This window comes from Citrobacter sp. RHBSTW-00017 (assembly GCF_013797615.1).
Classification (GTDB): domain Bacteria; phylum Pseudomonadota; class Gammaproteobacteria; order Enterobacterales; family Enterobacteriaceae; genus Citrobacter; species Citrobacter braakii.
This window is the reverse complement of the sequence record NZ_CP056899.1, coordinates 3,628,106-3,649,864: the sequence shown is the minus strand read 5'-3', so window position 1 is coordinate 3,649,864 and position 21,759 is coordinate 3,628,106. Positions and strand designations below refer to the sequence as shown.

Here is a 21,759-nt window from a genome sequence, read left to right as displayed (position 1 = left end):
AGGATGCGGCAGATGATAGGGAAAGGCGTGGCGCTGGCGGGAATGCTGTGCGTAATGCCTGTGCTTTCACATACGGTAATACTGGAAAGTGGCCGCGTCCACTTACGGGGACAGCTCGTCAACGGCGCCTGTACGGTCGCCACTGACAGTCAGGATATGCGGGTGCAAATGGGGCAGTATCGCACCAATGCTTTCTCTGGGACGGGAAGCTTCGCCTCTACCAGCGTACCGTTTTCACTGCGCTTAACGTCGTGCAGCTCCGATGTTTATGACCATGTTGGGATTGCATTTGCGGGCGTGACGCCAGCGGAAGATCCGCAGGTTTTTCTTGCCAGCGGCGATGCGTCTGCGGCTTCGGGGATTGGCCTGGCATTATTTGACGAGCGCCAACGGCAAATTATACCGAATGCCCTGCCGCTTCATTATGCGCCGATTATAACGCAAGAGATGACGTTTCATTTCACTGCCCGCTATCGGGCTGTCTCGGAAAATATAACACCGGGAACGCTTCGCTCAGACGTGTGGTTTACGTTGGTTTATCCCTGATTTATTTCCCAACGATAATCGCATCAAAGGTATTTTTAGCTATGTTTAATTATCTAAAATCAGGTTTTATCCTTTTACTGGCCTTATTTTCTGCTGCCAGTGTTCAGGCTGCCGGAGGCATTGCATTAGGCGCCACTCGCGTTATTTATCCGGCCGATGCCAAACAAACGTCCCTGTCTATTAGCAATAGCGATACCAAAGAACGTTACCTGGTTAATTCATGGATTGAGAATAGCGCAGGTGCTAAAGAAAAATCGTTTGTGGTTACGCCTCCGCTGTTTGTCAGTGAACCCAAAAGCGAAAACACGCTGCGTATCATCTATGCCGGTGAACCGTTGCCCAAAGACCGTGAGTCGCTGTTCTGGATGAACGTAAAAGCCATTCCGTCAGTCAATAAAAACAGCCTTGAGGGCAAAAACGTTCTGCAACTGGCGATTCTGTCACGCATCAAACTTTTCGTTCGTCCGAATAATCTGCCGCAAATCCCGGAAGATGCGCCAGGAATGCTGACCTTTTCCCGCTCCGGCAACTACCTGAAGATCAACAATCCGTCAGCGTATTACGTCACGTTGGTCAATCTCAATGTGGGGAAAACGAAGGTCGATAACGTGATGGTTGCGCCGAAAAGCGATGCGCAGGTCCTGCTACCCACGGGCGTTCAGGGCAACGTCACGTTCCAGACGGTCAATGATTATGGCGCGGTGACCCCGGCTAAAACGGTTAGTGTGCGTTGAGATAACGATGAATAAGACAACGTATTTTCCTGGCCTGTTACCGGGGGTTACGCCACCGCTGGCGGGGGTGGCGTTGTCCACGCTGGCGGCGCTCTTTCCCTCTCTAAGCTATGGGGAAAGCTATTTTAATCCGGCCTTTTTATCTGCGGATACGGCAACCGTGGCGGATTTATCACGTTTTGAAAAAGGCAATCACCAGCCTGAAGGCGTTTATCGCGTGGATATCTGGCGCAACGATGAGTTTGTTGCCACTCAGGATATTCGTTTTACTACCAGTGCGGCAAAAGCCGGGGAGAAGTCCGGTGGGTTGATGCCGTGCTTTGGACTCGACTGGGTGAAGCGCCTTGGCGTCAATATCGCCGCGTTTCCGGCACTCAGTAAGGATCCGAACGATACCTGTATCAATCTACCTGAGGCGATTCCTGGCAGCGAGATTGCGTTTGATTTTTCTACCCTGCGCTTAAACGTCAGCCTGCCACAGGCGTCAATGTTAAACAGCGCGCGCGGCTATATTCCACCGGAAGAGTGGGATGAAGGGATCCCGGCCGCGCTGGTTAACTACAGCTTTACCGGCAGCCGTGGCAGTGATACTGACAGCTATTTCCTCAGTATGCTCAGTGGTCTGAACTATGGCCCCTGGCGGCTGAGAAACAACGGTGCGTGGAGCTACTCCAAGGGCGACGGATACCACTCACAAAGCTGGAAAAACATCGGTACATGGCTTCAGCGCGCAATTGTCCCGCTGAAGGGCGAACTGGTGATGGGCGACAGCAACACTGGCAACGACGTTTTTGACAGCGTCGGGTTTCGCGGTGCGCGGCTCTATTCCTCAGACAGTATGTATCCCGACAGCTTACAGGGCTACGCGCCTACCGTTCGCGGCATTGCGCGTACCGCAGCGAAACTGACCATTCGTCAGAATGGCTATGTGATTTATCAAAGCTATGTTTCACCCGGCGCTTTCTCGATAACCGATCTCAACCCAACGTCATCCAGCGGTGATCTTGAGGTCACGGTGGATGAGAAGGACGGCAGCCAGCAACGCTATACGGTGCCGTACTCCACCGTTCCCTTATTACAGCGAGAAGGGCGTTTCAAATATGACGTTGTCGCCGGGGATTTTCGCAGCGGCAATAGCCAGCAATCTTCACCGTTCTTTTTCCAGGGAACATTAATTGCCGGGTTACCAGAGGGCTATACCGCATACGGTGGTACGCAGTTGGCCTCACGTTACACCGCGGTGGTTTTAGGCACCGGTCGAAACCTGGGGGACTGGGGGGCGGTTTCTGTCGATCTCACCCATGCGCGCAGCCAACTGGCGGATGACAGTACGCACCAGGGGCAGTCTTTGCGTTTCTTGTATGCGAAATCGCTGAACAATTTTGGCACTAACTTCCAGTTGTTGGGGTATCGCTACTCAACGCGTGGCTTCTATACCCTCGACGATGTGGCGTATCGCAGTATGGAAGGCTATGAGTACGAATACGACAGTGAGGGCAATCGCCACGACGTGCCCAATGTGACGAGTTACCACAACCTGAGCTACAGCAAAAAGGGCCGTTTCCAGATCAACATTTCGCAGAATCTGGGGGATTACGGATCGCTGTATATCTCGGGTAGTCAGCAGACGTACTGGAATACTTCAGACACCAATACCTGGTATCAACTGGGCTATGCCAGCGGCTGGCAGGGGATTAGCTATTCACTCTCCTGGTCGTGGAATGAATCGGTTGGCATCACCGACACCGACCGTATTCTGGCGTTCAATATGTCTGTACCGTTCAGCGTGCTGAGCGGACGGCGTTACTCGCGTGATAACGCCCTCGATCGCACCTACGCCACCTTTAACGCCAACCGTAATAGCAACGGACAGAACAGCTGGCAGAGCGGGATCGGCGGTACGTTGCTGGATGGGCGCAACCTGAGCTACAGCGTGAATCAGGGGCACAGCAGCACCAATGGCTATAGCGGAAACGCCAGCGCCAACTGGCAGGCGGCCTATGGCACGCTGGGCGTGGGTTACAACTACGACCGTGACCAGCATGACTACAACTGGCAGCTCTCCGGCGGCGTGGTGGGGCATGCGGACGGCATTACGCTCAGTCAGCCTCTGGGCGATACCAACGTGCTGATTAAAGCGCCGGGCGCGCAGGGTGTACGGATAGAGAACCAGACCGGCGTTCAAACCGACTGGCGCGGATACGCGGTGATGCCATATGCCACCGTCTATCGCTATAACCGCGTCGCGTTAGACACCAATTCCATGAACAACAATACCGATGTGGAGAATAACGTCAGTAGCGTAGTGCCAACGCAAGGGGCGCTGGTGCGGGCGGCGTTTGATACACGAATCGGTGTGCGGGCGCTGATTACCGCCAAACATGCCGGTAAACCAGTGCCGTTTGGCTCCGTCGTGCGTGAAAACACCAGCGGCGTGACCAGCATGGTGGGTGAAGACGGGCAAATCTACCTGAGCGGCTTGCCGCTAAAAGGCGAGTTGTTGATCCAATGGGGGGAAGGCGCAAACGCGCGCTGCGTGGCGCGCTATGCCTTGCCAGAGGATAGCCTGAAACAAGCGGTAACGCTCACGAACGTGACGTGCGAATCTCCGTCAGCACGACAGGAATAATACGATGAAACGACAAACGGGTTTGTTACTGGGAAGCGCTTTACTGCTGATGGCCCATTCGTCCTGGGCGACGGTCTGCCAAAACTCGAATGGCACGCCAACGGATGTTTTTTACGATCTGTCGAATGTCTTCAACAGTAGTAACAACCAGCCGGGACAGGTGGTGACGTTACCGGAAAAATCTGGTTGGGTTGGCGTGAATGCCACCTGTCCGGCCGGGACAACGGTAAATTACACCTATCGAAGCTATGTCACTGAACTTCCGGTTCAAAGTACCGAAGGCGGCTTCCAGTATCTGAAGCTCAATGACTACCTGCTGGGGGCCATGAGCATAACCGATAGCTATGCCGGGTTATTTTATCCCCCGCGTAATTACATTCGCATGGGGACTCACCCTAACGTACCTAAGCAGCAGCCTTTTGGCGTGATGGATTCAAAGCTGGTGTTTAAGCTCAAAGTGATCCGCCCGTTTATTAACATGGTGCCGATTCCGCGGCAGACGATGTTCAGCGTCTATGTCACGACCAGTACCGGAGATGCGCTAAGCGTGCCGGTTTATACCATCAGCTACAGCGGCAAGGTGGAGGTTCCACAAAACTGCGAAGTAAACGCCGGGCAGATTGTTGAGTTTGATTTTGGTGATATTGGCGCATCGCTGTTTAGCAAGGCAGGAGCGGGAAACCGGCCTGAAGGCATCAATCCGCAGACCAAAACGGTAGCGATAAAATGCACCAACGTCGCTGCACAGGCCTACTTAACCATGCGTGTAGAGGCCGAGAAAGCCACCGGGCAAATGATGGTATCTGACAATCCCGATTTAGGTTTTATTGTCGCCGACAGCAGCGGTAAACCGCTGACGCCCAATAATCTGTCCAGCACTATCCCGTTTCAACTGGATGATAACGCCGCGGCGAGCGTGGGTATTCGAACATGGCCGGTTAGCGTGACGGGCAATAAACCTACCGAAGGACCTTTTACAGCCCGTGGCTATCTGCGAGTGGATTATGACTAACAAGCAAACGCCAGCCGCAGGGAAACGCCTGGCAATGGTGTGCCTGCTGACATTCAGCTCGTTGTGCCATGCCGCTTCGTCGCTGGGGGAAATCAATATTGAACTGCGCGGAAACGTGGTGGACTTTACCTGCGCGGTAATTGCCAGCGACAGCAATAAGTCCGTGGAGCTAGGCACCTGGCCGACCAAGCAGCTTCAGAACAGCGGAGATACTACTCAACCGGTCGCGTTTACGCTGAAGCTAGAAGGCTGCCCGCCGGGTTCCGCTTCGATAACGTTTTCCGGAACTCCGGCCCCGGGCACGACGTTGCTGGCGCTTGATGACGCGGTGATGGCGCAAAAGGTGGCGATCGAACTGCACGACAGCGACCGTACGCGATTGCCGCTCGAGCAGGCCAGTCAGACGGTGGGGATTGATGAGAACGGCAATGCCACGCTGACCTTTTTCGCAAACTATATCGCGTTAGCTGCTGGGGTTCAGCCTGGCATTGCCAGGGCTGATGCCACGTTCATGATTAACTATAACTAATCAATGCGCTAACAAAACACTCCCGAACGAAATCTCGCCGGGAGTGTTATTACATTAATTCAGGTAATGACTCCAACTTACTGATAGTGTTTTATGTTCAGATAATGCCCGATGACTTTGTCATGCAGCTCCACCGATTTTGAGAACGACAGTGACTTCCTGCCCAGCCTTGCCAGATGCTGCCTCAGATTCAGGTTATGCCGCTCAATGCGCTGCGTATATCGCTTGCTGATAACGTGCAGTTCTCCCTTCAGGCGTGATTCATAAAGCGGCCAGCCATCCGTCATCCATACCACGACCTCAAAGGCCGACAGCAGGCCAAGAAGACGCTCCAGCGTGGCCAACGTGCGTTCACCGAATACGTGCGCCACAACCGTCCTCCGTATCCTGTCATACGCGTAAAACAACCAGCGCTGGCGTGATTTAGCGCCGACGTAACCCCACTGTTCGTCCATTTCCGCGCAAACAATGACGTCACTGCCCGGTTGTATGCGTGAGTTTACCGACTGCGGCCTGAGTTTTTTAAGTGTCGTAAAATCGTGTTGAGGCCAACGCCCATAATGCGTGCACTGGCGCGACATCCGACGCCATTCATGGCCATATCAATAATTTTCTGGTGTGTACCGGGCTGAGAGGCGGTGTAAGTGAACTGTAGCTGCCATGTTTTACGGCAGTGAGAGCAGAGATAGCGCTGATGTCCGGCAGTGCTTTTACCGTTACGCACCACGCCTTCAGTAGCTGAACAGGAGGGACAGCTGATAGAAACAGAAGCCACTGGAGCACCTCAAAAACACCATCATACACTAAATCAGTAAGTTGGCACCATTACCTTAATTCATGCATTTTTGCGTAATCGATCAGCTCAACGATGGTGTGCAACCCGAGCTTGGAGTAGATATTAGCCTTGTGAGCGCTAATCGTTTTATTGCTGAGTAACAACTGCTCAGCAATTTCCTTATTGGATAGCCCGTTTGCCAGATAACGCAAAACGGTAACTTCACGGTTAGAGAGCGGCATGTCATGTAAGACGCCTTTTTGTGCATTTATATTGTTAATGAAATTAAGGGTATCCGAAGGAAAAAAGGAATATCCCGATAAAATCATTTTTACCGCATTGTAGATATCATTGAGATCCTTTCGTTTACTGACAAACCCATTTGCACCGGCCCGGATAGCACGTCCGGCATAAAATGACTCGGATTTTGAGGACAGAAACAGTACCCGAGTTTTCTCCTGCAATGACTTTATTCTTTTGAGTAATGTAAACCCATCAGAACCAGGCAGTTCAATATCCAGGATGACAAGATCGACAGGGTACGTGTGCAGGTGTTCTATTGCCGTACGGCTGTCATCGGTTTTCAACACTACCTGAATATTACTGTTTTTCTCGAGTAGTACTTCTATCGACATTCTGACAATAGGGTGTTCGTCCATAATGATAACGGATGCTGGTTTCATTGTTGTATGCCTCAAACTGTTTGCGTATCTTGCGAATTTGATAAAACATCAGGCGTTATAATATTGTCAAATAGCCAAGAATTGTTCTGAGGGAGAGCCGAATAAATATTATTTCATCCTTGTTTATTCGGTTGTTCTTCTGCAGAACAATGAATTTGTGGAAAATCCATTTCACACCGGGAAAACTAACAATTAATCAGGAAACTGTGGGGATTATACCTGCTCTGCTCATTCGGAAAAGACTTACAACATCCTGGTTGTTAATGTCAGTTAGGATATTCTGAAAGATCCAGATGTGTTAATGACTATTGGTATTATTTATCTGTGGTTCTAATTATGGCAGATTGAAAATTTTTTTAAACAGTAAAAACGACACAATAAACCAATTGTTTAGGTTTTGTTAAGGCTGCAATAGGACTATTTTTTATTGAAATGCACAGGATCAGTAAGGTTAAGTGTGAGTGTGCCTCCAGGCATAATACCAGGAATAGTTGTAAATATTAAATATTTGTAAAAATTAGATCTTTTTTCTTATTCAAGAATAAGTAATTTCCTAAAAAATCTTATAGCACAATGAGTTATGGTGTTAAATTAAATGGGGAGAGGTAACGTTGAGGCGGTGTATCAGATGCAAAAAGCGCTGCCTGCTGGGTAATCCAAGGCGCGTAATCAACTGGTTCAGGCGATAGATGATGCGGTGGTAGGGTTGCGCCTGTAACAATGCAATCTTTTTTAAGGAGTTACCCTGTAATAGTAAGGTAATCAGCTCCCAGTCGAGCTGATTTATACGCCTGGAATGAATATAGTTAAGAGCCGGAGATAATAAGGCATGGCGCATCTCGGGGAGGCGCAAATTGCGTGGCAAGATATAAAATGGACCGGACAGTGAAATAAATGTAGTGAGGTCTTCATCGCGACTGGAAAGCATTATGAAGATTTGGATGTCATTATGCTTCTTAATTAGCTGGCGCAGGCTTTCAAGTATATCGAAATAAGGGGTTGTTAAGCTTTCAATGTCAATCACTAACTGGCTAATTACCGGCTCTTGCATGCTGAGCAAAGTCGATTCAACGCTCTGGAAGATCGCCGTGCGAGTACCTGAGAATAAATGTCGACTCAGCGCATAGGCCAGATAGTAGTCTGTCGTAATTATCGCCTGAGATATAGTGCCGTCCGGTAAGGTGTATTCGAGTTTTTGTGCCAGATACTCGATCCGGTCAAATACCTGTGAGGTACAGTGGGGAAATTGCCAGCTACAGTTAGCGTTTCGTATACGGCGATAGCGGTCCCGGCGTTTTGCACTGTGCATCCTTTTCCATTCCATTTCTGTTGCGGCAGGTCTGGATAAATTGCTGACTACAGGCATCCCTGAACCAAACTTTTGTCAGCGCAAAGGTGAGTTGACTTGTGCCGTTGGGTTTCAGTGCTTCAACAATCATCAGACTGGCAATTGCGTACTCCATCAGAATAATCTGCCGGAAGTTTTCTGATGTCTTACTCAATGCCCAAAAGATCGTTTTATCCAGTTCAACCTCTCTCTGAGATTAGATAAAATATTACCGGGTGTGTCTTTTTGTTACCCCGGAAATAGTATGGCCGGATTATTCTCGCAGCCTGAAGCCAGGTACAGTAGGAGCCGATGCTTAATCGATGATGAGATATTTCTCAATAAAAATTAGGCAGAGATACCCCGTCTAATTTTGCAGAAAGTTCAGATGTGCGCGGATGTATCTTAAGAATTGCTGATCGTTTTTCACATGCAGCTTTTTCATAATGCTGCGGCGGGTCGCTTTGGCCTGGATATCACTGACTGAGAGCAGATGAGCCGTTTCGGATAACGTATACCCGCTGGCGAGAAACATTAAGAACTGGCGTTCTTCGATAGAAAAGTTGCGGGTGGTGCAGTAATGGCAGATAGTCGCGGGCACGCTAGTGCGCAGTGCGCGTTTTTGCAGGATGAGGACCAGTTTTTTGGTTATCTCGTCGACGTCATCTTCCCGATAAATCAGTGGCAACATGTACAGGCAGGGGCGGAACATCAGCTTATCTTTGTCGTTTTTGCTACAGATGACCACCCGGTGTTGGCGCCTGGTGTGGACAGGAACCATGTAACAATCGGCGCTGAGCCAATCTTCATCCAGTGAGATAAACGCGATTTCCGCGCGATCGATATCTTCGACAGGTAAAAAGCTAATCTCCTGATGCCACTGATTTGCCAGATGGGAGATGATGATTTTCAGTCCATGTTCGAAGTGACTGTTTTCTTCCTTGATGGCGATACTTAACATTAAAGAGTTCCTGACCACTGGAGAGGGGATAAAGGAATGTTAAGCAAAATCATAAATATTCTAAATACATGTATCCCTAAATCTGACGTTTTGCGGGCTGAGTTGTTACCAGGTGATTTCCTGGATACCTTTGAACGAGCAGAAAAAATCAACATTCGTACACTTCGCCAGCAACCGAAACAAAAGGCATTGACTCAGCAAGCGCTGACCGTATAATTCACGCGTTTCATCTGCATGAAGTAATCACTTCGCAATGCGCCCTTAGCTCAGTTGGATAGAGCAACGGCCTTCTAAGCCGTAGGTCGTAGGTTCGAATCCTACAGGGCGTACCATTTCAACGTCACTTCTGATGTTCAGCTTCGGCTAATCGCGACAAATTTTCTTTTGCCAACCACATTTCCACTTCTGTAAGACTTAGTTGTACTTCCTCTCTGAGTGAAAAATCAGCTAGCGGCTGCTGTTCAAGCGCTGCGCACATCCTGCTGGCAGAACGCATCCCCATGCTGGCGCAGCTGCTTTTTAGCTGATGTGCCAGACGTTTTATCTTCTCGTACTCACATGCTGCGCGCGCTGCGTCAATCTCATCTAATACAGGAAGGGTGTGTTGCTTAAAGAGCGCTAACCATTCGTGCACCTTTTGCCATCCCATTAGCTGGATATCCCCGGCTAATTGCTGGGTATCTAACCGTTGGTCGTCATTTTCTAATGCAACCGGGAGAGGGGCGTTACCGTGCAGATAATGGGTAATGAGCCGACTGAGTTCATCCCGGGGAACCGGTTTTTGAATAACGCCGAGAAACAGGGTGCTGGTTCTTTGGCTTAGCGTTTCGTCGATGACGTGTGCGCTAAAGCCTATTAGCTTTAACGTCGGAAACTCGCGGGTTAACTGTTGCGCCAGCGTGATGCCGTCGATATCCGGAAGATCAAAATCAACCAGCGCGGCATTATACTGGGCGTCTTGCTGCAGTATGGTGAGCGCCGCAGCCGCACTGTCGGCAGCGGTGACCTGGGCGCCATTGAGGGTGAGCATTTCTGTACTGATGCGCTGCGTGAGGGGGTTATCCTCGATTAGCAGTAAGCGTAAACCCTGTAACGATATGGCACGTGGAACGGATTTAGCTACTGGCATCGCGCCAGCCCGTAATGGCAGACGCAGACGAAAGCAGCTTCCGACTCCCGGCGTACTGGTGACGCTCAGTTCTCCCTGCATCGCCTGCGCAAGGCTGGCACTGATAGTGAGTCCAAGCCCGGTCCCCCCACGTTTACCGCTAACCTGAACAAACGGCTGAAAAATATCGCGCTGATGGACAAGATCAATCCCGCATCCCGTGTCCTCAACCTCAATATACCAGTCCTGATCTTTACATCGGCTACGCAGGGTGATGTGTCCGCGATCGGTAAAGCGCAGCGCGTTGTTTAATAGGTTAGTTATGATTTGCCGAATGCGGCGCGGATCGCCGCGTAGGGAGTCGGGGACATCGTCGGCAAAATCCGTAACCAGCACGACCGGGCGACCCACAACGCGACCGTGCATGAGCTGAAGCGTACTTTCCAGCAAGGGTCTGGGCTCAAAAGGTTCATCGCCGATCGCCACATTTTTTCCGCCCGCTTCGATGGCGGAATAGTCCAGGATATCGTTGAGGATGGTCAGCAGAGACTCGCCAGAGTCGGTGATTGCGCGTAGATTCTCCTGATGCTGCGCCAGAGCGGGATTGTCTGAGAGCAACTGCGCAGTGCCGAGGATCCCATACAGCGGGGTGCGTATTTCATGGCTCATGGCGGCCAGAAATGCCGATTTTGCCTGGTTGGCTTTTTCGGCTTCTGCCCGCGCCTGCCGGTGTTCAGACACCATAGAACGCAGTTCGGCGGTGCGAGCTTTTACCTGAGCGGCCAGATGTTCGCGATGGCTATTAAGGGCGTGAACGCTGCCGCGAAAGGCGTCCATTAACCGACCGATGGTATCCAGTTCGCGAACGCCCGCTGTTTCCGGAAATGGGGAGTCAATATCACCTTCAAGCAGACGCTGTAACGCCTGGGTTTGCTGCGCCAACGGACGCGTGACCGAGCGGTAAACTACGCGCCAAAGAATGAGAATTAACAAGCACAATGACACCGCACCTAACAGCAGCAGCAGCGTTTGCCCGCGCTGGCTGGCCTGTTTGAGATGTGCCAGCCCGGTCTGATTGCGTTGGCCAATGATTTCTACCAACTGACTGACTTCGCTACTGAAACGGGTAAATTGCTCGATATTATTCTGCGATAAGATCTGTAAGCGGGTGGTGATGTCATTATCCTGACGATACAGGGCCAGCAGATCGACATAACGGCTTATCGAATTTACAGCGCCGGCAACCTGGGTGCGTACCACCGGATCTTCAATGCGTATTTGTCGGCGGTGAAGCACTCTGACGGCGGCATTAAGCTGGGTTTCCAGCGCGGCAAGGTTATTCTGCGCCTGGTTATTCCCCAGATTCATCACCATTTGCTGCACGCGTAGCGCGCTCAGGCGCAGTTCATTCATCTGGTTATAATATTCCAGATCGATATCGATAAGCCTGTCGAGAGCGTGTTCTGCCGCCTGCCCCTGATGGCTCTCAATCAAATCATAAATGCTTGCCTGCGTAGCGCCCGCCGAGGTGGCGGCATTACTGGCCTGACCGCGCGCCATTTCGGCAACGTCGGCGGTAGCCTCAACAATATGTTGGCTGAGCTGTTGCTGCCGATCGCGCAGTTTCAGACGTTCGCCAACCAACTCCCCCTGATGGCTTAACGACTGGGCGATCTCTTTTTCCTGTTGTTCAATGGCCGACGTGTCAAAGCCCTGCTCGCGCAGAGTTTTCAGTAATGCGGTTATTTTCAGGCTTTGGGCGGTTAAGGAAGGTGCGAATAAGCAGGTCATTTCTTCCCAAGCTGACTCGCTGATTAAAATTTCGCGGATCTGGGCCGATTTTTTTCCCGCAAACACATCGAATCAGCCTATTTAGGCTATTTTTTCCACCATTTCTGGCGTTATTTCCGGTTTTTACTGAGATCTCTCCCACTGACGTATCATTTGGTCCACCCGAAACAGGTTGGCCAGGGTGAATAACATCGCCAGTTGGTTATCGTTTTTCAGCAGCCCCTTGTATCTGGCTTTCACGAAGCCGAACTGCCGCTTGATGATGCGAAACGGGTGCTCCACCCTGGCACGGATGCTGGCTTTCATGTATTCGATGTTGATGGCCGTTTTGTTCTTGCGCGGATGCTGCTTCAAGGTTTTTACCTTGCCGGGACGCTCGGCGATCAGCCAGTCCACATCCACCTCGGCCAGCTCCTCGCGCTGTGGCGCTCCTTGGTAGCCGGCATCGGCTGAGACAAATTGCTCCTCTCCATGAAGCAGATTACCCAGCTGATTGAGGTCATGCTCGTTGGCCGCGGTGGTGACCAGGCTGTGGGTCAGGCCACTCTTGGCATCGACACCAATGTGGGCCTTCATGCCAAAGTGCCACTGATTGCCTTTCTTGGTCTGATGCATCTCCGGATCGCGTTGCTGCTCTTTGTTCTTGGTAGAGCTGGGTGCCTCAATGATGGTGGCATCCACCAAAGTGCCTTGGGTCATCATGACGCCTGCTTCGGCCAGCCAGCGATTGATGGTCTTGAACAATTGACGGGCCAGTTGATGCTGCTCGAGCAGGTGGCGGAAATTCATGATGGTGGTGCGATCCGGCAGGGCGCTATCCAGGGATAATCGGGCAAACAGGCGCATGGAGGCGATTTCGTACAGGGCATCTTCCATGGCACCGTCGCTCAGGTTGTACCAATGCTGCATGCAGTGAATACGCAGCATGGTCTCCAGCGGATAGGGCCGTCGGCCATTGCCCGCCTTGGGATAAAACGGCTCGATGACAGCGGTCATATTCTGCCATGGCAGAATCTGCTCCATGCGGGAGAGGAAAATCTCTTTTCGGGTCTGACGGCGCTTAGTGCTGAATTCACTATCGGCGAAGGTGAGTTGATGGCTCATGATGTCCCTCTGGGATGCGCTCCGGATGAATATGATGATCTCATATCAGGAACTTGTTCGCACCTTCCTTAGCAATTATGCCGCACCGTTTTCATTCCTGAACAAAGCCTTTGCCGGGGATTATCCGTGGACTGCGCAGACGATGCCGGAGATCGATCTGCTCATTATCTCGCACGATCACTATGACCATCTGGATCTCGCCACTATCAAGGCGTTAATGCCGAAAATTAAGCGAGTGATTACGCCGCTCGGCGTAGGGTCGCATCTGCGTTACTGGGGGATGCGCAGCGAGATAATCGAAGAGCGGGACTGGAATCAGTCCGTCAGAGTGACGGATTCACTGATCGTTCATGTGCTGCCTGCTCGTCATTTTTCGGGGCGCGGTATCAAGCGCAACCAGACGCTATGGGCGAGCTTCATGTTCGAAACGCCGGAGCAGAACGTTTATTACAGCGGAGATTCCGGCTATGGACCGCATTTTAAAGCCATCGGTGAGCAGTTTGGCTCGGTTGATTTGGCGATTATGGAGAACGGTCAATATGACCAGGACTGGAAGTTTATTCACATGATGCCAGAAGAGACGGCGCAGGCTGCGGCCGATCTGCATGCGAAAGCCGTGTTGCCAGGGCATGCCGGCCGTTTCGTTCTGGCGAAACATACCTGGGATGATCCTTACAAACGACTGGCGCTTGCCAGCCGTCGTCAGGATTACCGACTACTGACGCCAATGCTGGGTGAACCGGTAATTCTGTCCGAACCGGACCAACCGTTTACGGCCTGGTGGCAACAGGCGACTCAATGAATACAGGGGAGAGCATGATGACGATTTCTGCTCAGGTCATTGATACGATTGTTGAATGGATTGATGATAATTTGAATCAGCCATTGCGCATTGATGATATTGCACGCCATGCGGGATATTCCAAATGGCACCTGCAGCGTCTTTTTATGCAGTACAAAGGTGAAAGCCTCGGGCGCTACATCCGCGAGCGTAAGCTGCTACTGGCGGCGCGCGATCTACGCGATACCGACCAGAAAGTGTATGACATCTGTTTGAAATACGGATTCGATTCGCAGCAGACCTTTACGCGAATTTTCACCCGTACGTTCAGCCAGCCGCCGGGCGCGTATCGCAAAGAAAATCATAGCCGAACGCATTAAAGGCAAAGGGTTCTCGCGGGTCTAATCCGCCAGCGAGAACCAGCGCCGCCAGATAAAACGCAGTACAAAATATTCAATCACCCCCAGCAGTAAAAACCACAGACAAAACAGCAAAGTATAAAATTGGTTGAGATCCATTAGATGAAAGGTGGCGACGAGTTTTTGCGCCAGCACAATGCCCAGTGAGGGGGCGGGCAGCAGCAGGCAAGACAAAAAAGCCAGCAGCAGGATCCCTGCGGCGGTCATCAGTGATTCAAGCGGGTGTTTCATGGCATTGTTAAACTTGAGTTAAAAAGCCATTGTCCGGGATCTCTGTGGGCAACGCAAACGCCACGCTTACAGCCCGGCCCAAATCTCACAATGTTTTTTCACCAGACCACTCAGAGATCCGCCGTCGGCGACGAAATCACGCATGCTCTGCGCTTCATCATGACCATTTTTAACCTGCAGGCGTAAGGATTCAATCGCGCTGGTCGCGCCCACTTTGTCCGCAGAAGCGGCGACATTCTCCAGTAGCCGTAGCGTGTCATCTGACAGGCGGTGCCCATCGCCGGTATTGACGTCGGTGATGATTCCCTCCATGCCAAAGCGGCAGGCCTGGAAACGGTTAAATTTATACAGCAGGTAATCACGCTCCTGGTGCTTGAATGGCCGTTTAGTGAGCAACCAGTGGGCGGTAGCCTGAATAAGTCCCGCCATATTGACTGCGTGTTCAAGGGTTAGCGGAGTGTCCATGACGCGAACCTCTACCGTACCAAAGTGCGGGCTGGGGCGGATGTCCCAGTGTAAATCTTTAATGCTATCAATCATGCTGGTGTAAGCCAGTCGACGAAATAACCCCTCGAATTCCTGCCAGTTATTCACCCACGGCATCGGGCCATTATCGGGAAATCCGGAGAAAATATTCAGCCGCGCGCAGGCAAACCGCGTGTCGGACGTCTGCATATAAGGTGAGGCGGCAGAGAGTGCAATAAAATGGGGAACAAATCGCGACAGGCCGTGCAGGAGGTAAATAGCATCATCGCCGTTTGCGCAGCCGATATGCACATGTTGGCCGAATACCGTCGCCTGCTGAATAAGATAGCCAAAATTTTCCAGGTTGCGCCGATAGCGTTCGTCATCGCAGACTTCCTGACGTTGCCATTTTTGAAACGGATGCGTACCGCCGCCACAGATGGCGAGGTGATGCTCGGCAGCAACCCGTGAGATTATCTGCTGCATGGCGGATAATTCAGCACTCGCCTGGTCGATATTGCGACAAACCCCGGTCGCCATCTCCAGCATACTTTCAGTGATATCGTGCTTTACTTCTCCGGCGGTGAGCTGCGGCTTTACGGCGTCAATCAGTCGGGAAGAGTCCTGGCTCAGGTCGTAGCCCGGAGGATTGACCACCTGCATTTCCAGTTCAATGCCTAACGTAAAAGGGTCAGAAACATGAAAATCGGGTAGGGACATAGTGTTCTCTTCAGCGTTGATTTTTAATCAGTATAGACGCGTCATCTTGCAAGCTGCATATAGAAGGGCCGCTGAATTTCTGTTCGATGTCAGAAATCCCCCCGCGATGCTTTGACGGCGAAATGGCCGGTGTTATAACTATTTTTTACTTCGCAATAGGGGTTGAATCGTGCCGGAAATTAATCTTTATGGACAGACCGTCGGCGATATTGTGCCTGACTGGAATGGTGCCGCCGTACTGCCGCGGGAAGAACTTGCAGGGCAATATTGTCGACTGGTTCCCCTGGATGCCGACAGCCATGCCGCCGATCTGTTTGATGCTTACGCGCAGGCGCCAGACGATCGCGACTGGACCTGGCTTGCAAGTTCTCGCCCCACGAGCGTTGAGGCCACAGCTTGCTGGGTAGAGGGCAAATCCACGGATGCATCTCTGGTTCCCTATGCTGTCATTGAACAGCGTTCCGGTCGTGCGGTGGGACTGGTGTGCTTTATGGCGATCGAACGGGAGCATGGTTCGGTTGAAATTGGTCATGTAACCTGGTCACCGCGCATGAAAAATACGGTACTCGGCACCGAAAGCATCTGGCTGTTGCTGCGCCAGGCGTTTGCGTTGGGCTATCGTCGCGTGGAGTGGAAATGTGACTCTCTGAACACGGCTTCCCGTCGGGCGGCGGAGCGCCTTGGGTTTATCTTCGAAGGACGTTTTCGCCAGAAGATTGTGCGCAAGGGGCGTAATCGCGACAGCGACTGGTTATCGATGATTGATAGTGAATGGCCCCAGTGCGACGCTGTTTTGCAGCACTGGCTGGCTGCCGACAACTTCGATGAAAAAGGACAGCAACGCCGATCGCTGGCGGCGTGTCAGCAACAGTAGCTCGCTTTTGAAGAATTAACAGTGCGCCCACAGTCAGTTATGGCTGCGGGCGCATTTATCATTAGCGTTGATTTATTAACGGGTTTGCCAACGGGTGCGTTCGACGGCCCCTTGCCATTCATGCCAGCGTTTTTGCAATCTCCCATGGCGCGCCATGTTTGGCTGGAACGATACGTGTTCGGGCAGATAATCTCGCAACTGGCTGGTAGATGCACCTTGCAGCTTCTTGCGTGCCAGCAATCCGGCACCGATAGCGGAAAGTTCAGGGATATCGCTGCGCATCACCGGACAGCCCAATAAATCGGCTTGATACTGCATTAGCCAGTCATTTTTTGTTGGCCCGCCATCAACCATTAACGCGCTGAGTCGAAAACCGTTGTGCTGGCGCATCGCTAAAACAACATCGGCAATCTGATAGGTAATCGACTCCAGTGCCGCACGTACCAGATGTGCGCGTTTCACTCCGCGGCTGAGACCGTGAATCAACCCCCGGGCATCTTCATCCCACCAGGGCGCGCCCAGCCCGGTAAGGGCCGGAACAAAATAGACGCCCAGCGTGGAGTCAACCGTGGCGGGCAGCGTATTGAGCTCATGAAGCAGTTGCTCTTCCGGTAATTCGCTAAGACCTGTGCTATCGGCCATCCATGCGACGGCATCTCCCGTATGCGGAATATTACCTTCCAGCCCGTAGACCAGGGTGTCACCGTCATGCCAGGCTATGGTCGTTGCCAGCGCGCTCACCTCGGACTGCGCCGAGAATACGGGTGCCATAACGGAAGATCCGGTGCCATAGGTCGCTTTGACGCAGCCTTCCATACCCAGCCCATGGGCAAAAAGCGCAGCATGTGAGTCGCCAATCATCGCCAGAATAGGGATTCCATCAGGTATCCTCTCCAGACCTTTTGTTACGCCAAAATGGTGGCTGGAAGGGCAAACTTCGGGCAACGCCTGCTGCGGGATACCGAATAGAGCCAACATCTCGTTATCCCATTGTCCGCTGTTGAGATTGAGCAACTGCGTGCGTGAAGCGTTGGAGATATCGCAACGAAATTCCTCGCCGTGCGTTAAGTTCCACAGTAACCAGCTATCGATGGTCCCGAGACATATTTCCCCTTGCTGTGCGAGCGTCATACCGTTGGGAACTGACTCCAGCAGCCAGCGCATTTTAGAGGCGGAAAAGAGTGGGGCAACGGGTAATCCAGTGATGGATTTTATGTACGCCTCGTGCCCCTGTTCACGTAATGCACGGCAAAAATCAGCCGTGCGCGAACATTGCCAGGTGATAGCAGGGCCGAGAGGGCGACCGCTGGCACGAGACCAGCCTATCGCCGTTTCACGTTGATTGCTGATCGCCAGCGCTGCGACGCGTTGTGCGCCGACGCAGGTAATGGCTTGTGCCACAACATCCAGTGATGCGTCCAGAAGTGCATCACCTGACTGTTCAACCCAGCCTTCACGGGGCGTGTGGATCGCCAGCGCGCGGGAGAACTTCGCGACCACGTTTCCCTGACCATCCAGCGCTACGGCTTTGGCATTGGTGGTGCCTTCATCAAGCGCAATAATAATGTCTTTTTGTGCTGACATTGTTTTCTCCAGCCCTTCGGTTTCCCTGAGTATTAGCGATGGAAAAAGGTATCCACCCCGAGATAGCGGGTGAAAGCTTCATGCAGTACCTCTGCGCTGGCGGAATGGTTCATTGCCACGTGATGCTCAAAGCCATTACGACAAATCCAGGCCAGTAGGTTCTCCAGATGAGGTACCTGGATTACCGCTCGGCAGCCGACAGTGTCCAGCGGATCGTCAACCGATAGCCCTTCGCCGACGTAGGCTTTGATTTCGCCGGTTAAATCGTCGGTACTCAGGCGGAAGTAGGTCAAGGCACCGCTTTTCATACGACCGTGAACTGCACCGCAGGTGTTCTCTTTACCGACGGTGGTACCGATGATATCCGCCGTCCCCATCTTCGGGCTGTCCAGACTGGCTGATGCGAAATTACCGCAGTGAAAAAGAACGCATTTATCACGATCGTCGCCGAAATTATTGTTCCAGTCGGCAATGGATGCTGGACTTAAGTTACTGCTGGCGAGGGCGTACATTGACAACGCGCCCATCACATCCACTTCGCAGGCACTGGGCATTAACTGCCCGGACATCACGCTCATGATTGAGCACACGTTGATGCCTAAATTTTCCTGCAGCGAGGTCCAGCACTGGATGGCAGTCGTATCAATATCATTAGCGATGACCCATTCGCTGATAACGACAAACAGTTTTGCCATGGTGACCAGTTTGTCGGCTGGAATGGCGCTGGCGTCGGCGTTATCCATCAACAGGCGGCGTTTTTCATCCACCCGGATATCGTCGTCGCGCAGTCGTTTGATGCGGGTAAAGACTTCAGACAGATCCAGTGTTTCGACGGCAATACCCAGTCTTTCGAGCAATTTTTCGCTGTAGCGGACGGTGTTAAACCCGGCTGGACGTGCGCCGATAGCGCCGACGCGAACTCCGCGCATGCTGGCGACCACGCGACAGATTTGTTCGAAACGTTTCAGGTCTTGTGCAAACACCTCGCCTGACAGGTCGCAGACATGCTGGGTGGTTAGCGTAAACGGAATACCGTACTGGCGCATGTTATTGCACAGGGAGATCTTGCCGCAGAAGCTGTCACGGCGAGTGGCAAGCCCCATTTTATCCAGGTTGTCTTCCTGCGCCTGGATCAGAACCGGGACATCTAAACCGGAAAGTCGCAGCGTTTCCGCTATCGCTTTTTCATCGCCAAAGTTCGGCAGTAGTACCACCACACCGTGAATCTTGTCGCGGTGAGCGCGGAAAAGTTCAGCACAAACTTTCGCATCCTGACGGGTTTCAACACCGCCGAGTTCTGTCTGCGTTTCGTTGAGCATTATGGTGTTAATGCCCAGCCGCTCAAAGAGCACGCTGGCTTGTTCGCGGGCTTCAGCAACCAGATAGCTCGGGAAAAATCCCCGATTGCCAATAATCACCGCCATGGTCAACTGATGAGGAATTCGTGACATCGCTTTCTCCAGTAAGTGTTCTGTTGTTATTGTTTTATCGTGTTGCCAGCAACAGTGCGGTGGCGTTTTTCACGACACCCGCCGCGTCAATTTCATGGTGCGCGCGCGTTGCTGCACGATCGGCTGCGATTGCATATTGGCCATCGGCAATCCCCAATCTACGCAGTGGAATAGCACAGCCAGCTTCTGCCAGCACTTCAGCCACCAGACTTCCCACGCCGCCATTAATGTTATGTTCTTCCACGCTAACCACTGCCTTGCAGTGGGTTAAAGCTGCCAGTAACTGTTGGGTATTGCAGGGACGAATTGACGGTACACTGATTACGCTGGCGTCAATACCCGCCTGTTCCAGCACTGTGGCAGCCTCGACAATTTCATGCACAGTTGAGCCCATTGCCACCAGTGCGACATCTTTTCCTTTGCGCAAAATATCGATATTACCCGGCGCGAACTGGTAGTTTTCGTCGTGTAATTCGGGTAAGGCTTTGCCATCCAGGCGAATATAAACCGGACCTATGTGGCTTAAGGCGTAGTCGAGAATCTGTCGGCATTCCACCGGACAGGACGGGGCGTAAATCTCTATATTGCCAAAACCGCGTAGCACGGAAATATCATCAATGCTGTGGTGCGTACTGGCGAGCGGTCCGTAGCTGGCCCCTGCGTTCAGGCCAATCAACTTCACGTTGGTATTGTTGTAGCAAATGTCGACTTTAATTTGCTCATTGGCCCGTGAAATCAAGAAGGGCGCAGCGTTACAGGTGACGGCGATTTTACCGCCCAGCGCCAGTCCGGCAGCAGCACCGACCAACGTCTGTTCGGCAATACCCACGTTGACCAGACGACCGGGAAATTCCTTCATAAATGGGGCGATTTTTGCTGTTGATGTTGAGTCAGCCACCACCGGCACAACATCCATTCCACGTTTGACCGCGGCAATTAACGTGTTCACCATGACGGTGGCTAGGTGTTCGCTATTACGCATCTTTCAGTTCCTCCAGCGCCAGTTCAACTTCTTCTCCTTTTGGCACGCGATGGTGCCATTCCGGGCGGCCCTGGATAAAAGAGATCCCGGCTCCTTTGGTGGTGTGTGCAATGACGACATATGGCTTGCCTTCAGGGGTTAATCCTTCCAGCGTGCGCACCACATCGCTCATATCGTTCCCGCGACACTCTGTGACTTGCATACCGAAGGCTCGCCATTTTTCATCCAGCGGATCGGTGTTCATGATCTCTTTGGTTGATCCGGCAAGCTGGAGGTTATTTTTGTCGTTGATGATAATCAGGTTATCCAGTTTATAGTGGGCAGCGACCAGTGCTGCTTCCCAGTTGCTGCCTTCGGCCAGTTCACCATCACCGGTGACGACAAACACCCGGCGTTTGCTGTTGCTGCGTTTAGCCGCCAGCGCAATCCCTACTGCAACCGGCAGACCGTGACCTAGAGCTCCGGTATTCAATTCAATTCCTGGCGTTTTATGTTTTACCGGATGCCCCGGCAGATGCGAATCGGCGTGTTGATAGGTCGCCAGCCAGTCCACAGGAATAAAACCGGCTTCTGCCAAGACACAGTAGTAACCGCCCACAGCGTGACCTTTTGACTGGATGTAGATATCGCGCTCGTCGCTCTCTTTAATCTCCGGGGAGCAATTCAGGATACGAAAATAGAGTGCTGTCAGCAGTTCAACCTGCGACAGGTCTGCGCCAGTGTGCCCGCCAGCCGGGCTTTCAGCATTCAACACGATAATGCGGCGACGCACGGCACGTGCTTTCTTTTCTAGCTCTGGTATTGAGAGCGAAAACGGATTCATAAGACACCTCTTGAATGTTTAATCTTGAATGAATAAATATTCCATGTGAGTGCAGTAGTGCAACTGTCTCTCTACCCACCACGTAATCTGCAGATAAAACAGTCAGTCGTTATTGGTTAGAATAAATATTCACTACTGATTTATTATTCACGATTAAAGATATGCCTTGTCTGGCGGTTTGTCTACGGCTTGTGCCACCAAATTTTGGAGAAAAGAGAAAAGGATCACAC

The 21,759-nt window shown here is 51.9% G+C and carries 20 protein-coding genes, 1 tRNA gene and 2 pseudogenes; 10 read left to right on the top strand and 13 right to left on the bottom strand.

Annotation, left to right across the window (positions count from 1 at the left end; all coding sequences use genetic code 11):
• The first annotated feature begins 12 nt into the window (after positions 1-12).
• From fimI to sfmF, 5 genes are read left to right on the top strand one after another with little or no spacing between them, the layout of a single operon-like run.
• Complete coding sequence (gene fimI, locus HV037_RS17765; RefSeq protein ID WP_016152126.1) at positions 13-546, top strand: type 1 fimbrial protein subunit FimI; 534 nt, start codon at positions 13-15, stop codon at positions 544-546.
• Positions 547-587: 41 nt separating this feature from the next.
• Positions 588-1,280, top strand: a complete 693-nt coding sequence (fimC, locus tag HV037_RS17760) for a type 1 fimbria chaperone FimC (RefSeq protein WP_047416801.1) — start codon at positions 588-590, stop codon at positions 1,278-1,280.
• Positions 1,281-1,287: 7 nt separating this feature from the next.
• Entirely contained in the window at positions 1,288-3,909 is a 2,622-nt protein-coding gene (locus HV037_RS17755; protein ID WP_103283570.1) for a fimbrial biogenesis usher protein, read from the top strand.
• 49 nt (positions 3,910-3,958) lie between these two features.
• The gene (gene fimH / locus HV037_RS17750) at positions 3,959-4,921 is read left to right on the top strand and encodes a type 1 fimbria D-mannose specific adhesin FimH (protein ID WP_230330236.1); all 963 of its coding nucleotides are present in this window, start codon (positions 3,959-3,961) and stop codon (positions 4,919-4,921) included.
• Positions 4,914-5,450, top strand: a complete 537-nt coding sequence (gene sfmF, locus HV037_RS17745) for a fimbria assembly protein (protein ID WP_019076205.1) — start codon at positions 4,914-4,916, stop codon at positions 5,448-5,450. The genes fimH and sfmF overlap by 8 nt, the downstream gene beginning before the upstream one ends.
• 77 nt (positions 5,451-5,527) lie before the next feature.
• Here sfmF and HV037_RS17740 read toward each other — a convergent pair.
• From HV037_RS17740 to fimW, 4 genes are all read right to left on the bottom strand, one after another.
• Positions 5,528-6,225 (bottom strand): IS1 family transposase gene (locus tag HV037_RS17740; protein WP_223274117.1). Its coding sequence is split into 2 segments (ribosomal slippage): positions 5,528-5,976 and positions 5,976-6,225, totalling 699 coding nucleotides; the frame shifts between segments, so codons are not numbered across the junction.
• 50 nt (positions 6,226-6,275) lie between these two features.
• Positions 6,276-6,908, bottom strand: coding sequence for a fimbria biosynthesis transcriptional regulator FimZ (gene fimZ / locus HV037_RS17735; protein ID WP_181500122.1), 633 nt, complete (start codon positions 6,906-6,908; stop codon positions 6,276-6,278).
• A gap of 586 nt (positions 6,909-7,494) precedes the next feature.
• Entirely contained in the window at positions 7,495-8,217 is a 723-nt protein-coding gene (locus HV037_RS17730) for a fimbriae Y protein (protein ID WP_103283572.1), read from the bottom strand.
• 385 nt (positions 8,218-8,602) lie between these two features.
• Positions 8,603-9,196, bottom strand: a complete 594-nt coding sequence (fimW, locus tag HV037_RS17725; RefSeq protein ID WP_016152133.1) for a fimbria biosynthesis transcriptional regulator FimW — start codon at positions 9,194-9,196, stop codon at positions 8,603-8,605.
• 36 nt (positions 9,197-9,232) lie between these two features.
• Between fimW and HV037_RS17720 the strand changes: the two genes are divergently transcribed.
• Complete coding sequence (locus tag HV037_RS17720; RefSeq protein ID WP_016152134.1) at positions 9,233-9,412, top strand: hypothetical protein; 180 nt, start codon at positions 9,233-9,235, stop codon at positions 9,410-9,412.
• Positions 9,413-9,451: 39 nt separating this feature from the next.
• A tRNA-Arg gene (locus HV037_RS17715) sits at positions 9,452-9,528 on the top strand.
• 8 nt (positions 9,529-9,536) lie between these two features.
• Here HV037_RS17715 and torS read toward each other — a convergent pair.
• From torS to HV037_RS17705, 3 genes and pseudogenes are all read right to left on the bottom strand, one after another.
• Positions 9,537-12,071: pseudogene (torS, locus tag HV037_RS17710) on the bottom strand (TMAO reductase system sensor histidine kinase/response regulator TorS); the annotation flags it as partial.
• Complete coding sequence (locus tag HV037_RS24835; RefSeq protein WP_326926157.1) at positions 12,010-12,237, bottom strand: hypothetical protein; 228 nt, start codon at positions 12,235-12,237, stop codon at positions 12,010-12,012. The pseudogene torS and the gene HV037_RS24835, both read right to left, overlap by 62 nt.
• Positions 12,219-13,199, bottom strand: coding sequence for an IS5-like element ISKpn26 family transposase (locus HV037_RS17705; protein WP_000019445.1), 981 nt, complete (start codon positions 13,197-13,199; stop codon positions 12,219-12,221). The genes HV037_RS24835 and HV037_RS17705 overlap by 19 nt, the downstream gene beginning before the upstream one ends.
• Positions 13,200-13,269: 70 nt before the next feature.
• Here HV037_RS17705 and HV037_RS17700 point away from each other — a divergent pair.
• Together HV037_RS17700 and HV037_RS17695 are read left to right on the top strand one after the other, a co-directional pair.
• A pseudogene (locus HV037_RS17700) lies at positions 13,270-14,001 on the top strand (MBL fold metallo-hydrolase); the annotation flags it as partial.
• Between the two features lie 17 nt (positions 14,002-14,018).
• Entirely contained in the window at positions 14,019-14,360 is a 342-nt protein-coding gene (locus tag HV037_RS17695) for a RamA family antibiotic efflux transcriptional regulator (RefSeq protein ID WP_003021996.1), read from the top strand.
• Positions 14,361-14,381: 21 nt separating this feature from the next.
• On the opposite strand, the gene HV037_RS17690 is transcribed toward HV037_RS17695, so the two are convergent.
• Together HV037_RS17690 and HV037_RS17685 are read right to left on the bottom strand one after the other, a co-directional pair.
• Entirely contained in the window at positions 14,382-14,630 is a 249-nt protein-coding gene (locus HV037_RS17690) for a DUF1158 domain-containing protein (RefSeq protein ID WP_016152175.1), read from the bottom strand.
• Positions 14,631-14,696: 66 nt separating this feature from the next.
• Positions 14,697-15,815 (bottom strand): YbdK family carboxylate-amine ligase, encoded by a 1,119-nt coding sequence (locus HV037_RS17685; protein ID WP_181500121.1) that lies wholly within the window; start codon positions 15,813-15,815, stop codon positions 14,697-14,699.
• Positions 15,816-15,984: 169 nt separating this feature from the next.
• Here HV037_RS17685 and HV037_RS17680 point away from each other — a divergent pair, with 169 nt between their 5' ends.
• Positions 15,985-16,689 carry a GNAT family protein gene (locus HV037_RS17680; RefSeq protein WP_103283598.1) on the top strand — a complete coding sequence of 235 codons (705 nt, stop codon included), beginning with the start codon at positions 15,985-15,987 and terminating at the stop codon, positions 16,687-16,689.
• Positions 16,690-16,764: 75 nt separating this feature from the next.
• Here HV037_RS17680 and HV037_RS17675 read toward each other — a convergent pair whose 3' ends face one another.
• Genes HV037_RS17675 through HV037_RS17660 form a run of 4 tightly spaced genes read right to left on the bottom strand, consistent with a single transcriptional unit; the run spans position 16,765 to position 21,529 of the window.
• The gene (locus HV037_RS17675) at positions 16,765-18,273 is read right to left on the bottom strand and encodes an FGGY-family carbohydrate kinase (protein WP_103283599.1); all 1,509 of its coding nucleotides are present in this window, start codon (positions 18,271-18,273) and stop codon (positions 16,765-16,767) included.
• 32 nt (positions 18,274-18,305) lie between these two features.
• Complete coding sequence (locus HV037_RS17670; RefSeq protein WP_047358063.1) at positions 18,306-19,724, bottom strand: L-fucose/L-arabinose isomerase family protein; 1,419 nt, start codon at positions 19,722-19,724, stop codon at positions 18,306-18,308.
• Between the two features lie 34 nt (positions 19,725-19,758).
• Positions 19,759-20,706, bottom strand: a complete 948-nt coding sequence (locus tag HV037_RS17665) for a transketolase C-terminal domain-containing protein (protein WP_016152180.1) — start codon at positions 20,704-20,706, stop codon at positions 19,759-19,761.
• Positions 20,699-21,529: a transketolase gene (locus HV037_RS17660; RefSeq protein WP_016152181.1), complete on the bottom strand. Its 831-nt coding sequence runs from the start codon at positions 21,527-21,529 to the stop codon at positions 20,699-20,701. The genes HV037_RS17665 and HV037_RS17660 overlap by 8 nt, the downstream gene beginning before the upstream one ends.
• Between the last annotated feature and the right edge of the window lie 230 nt (positions 21,530-21,759).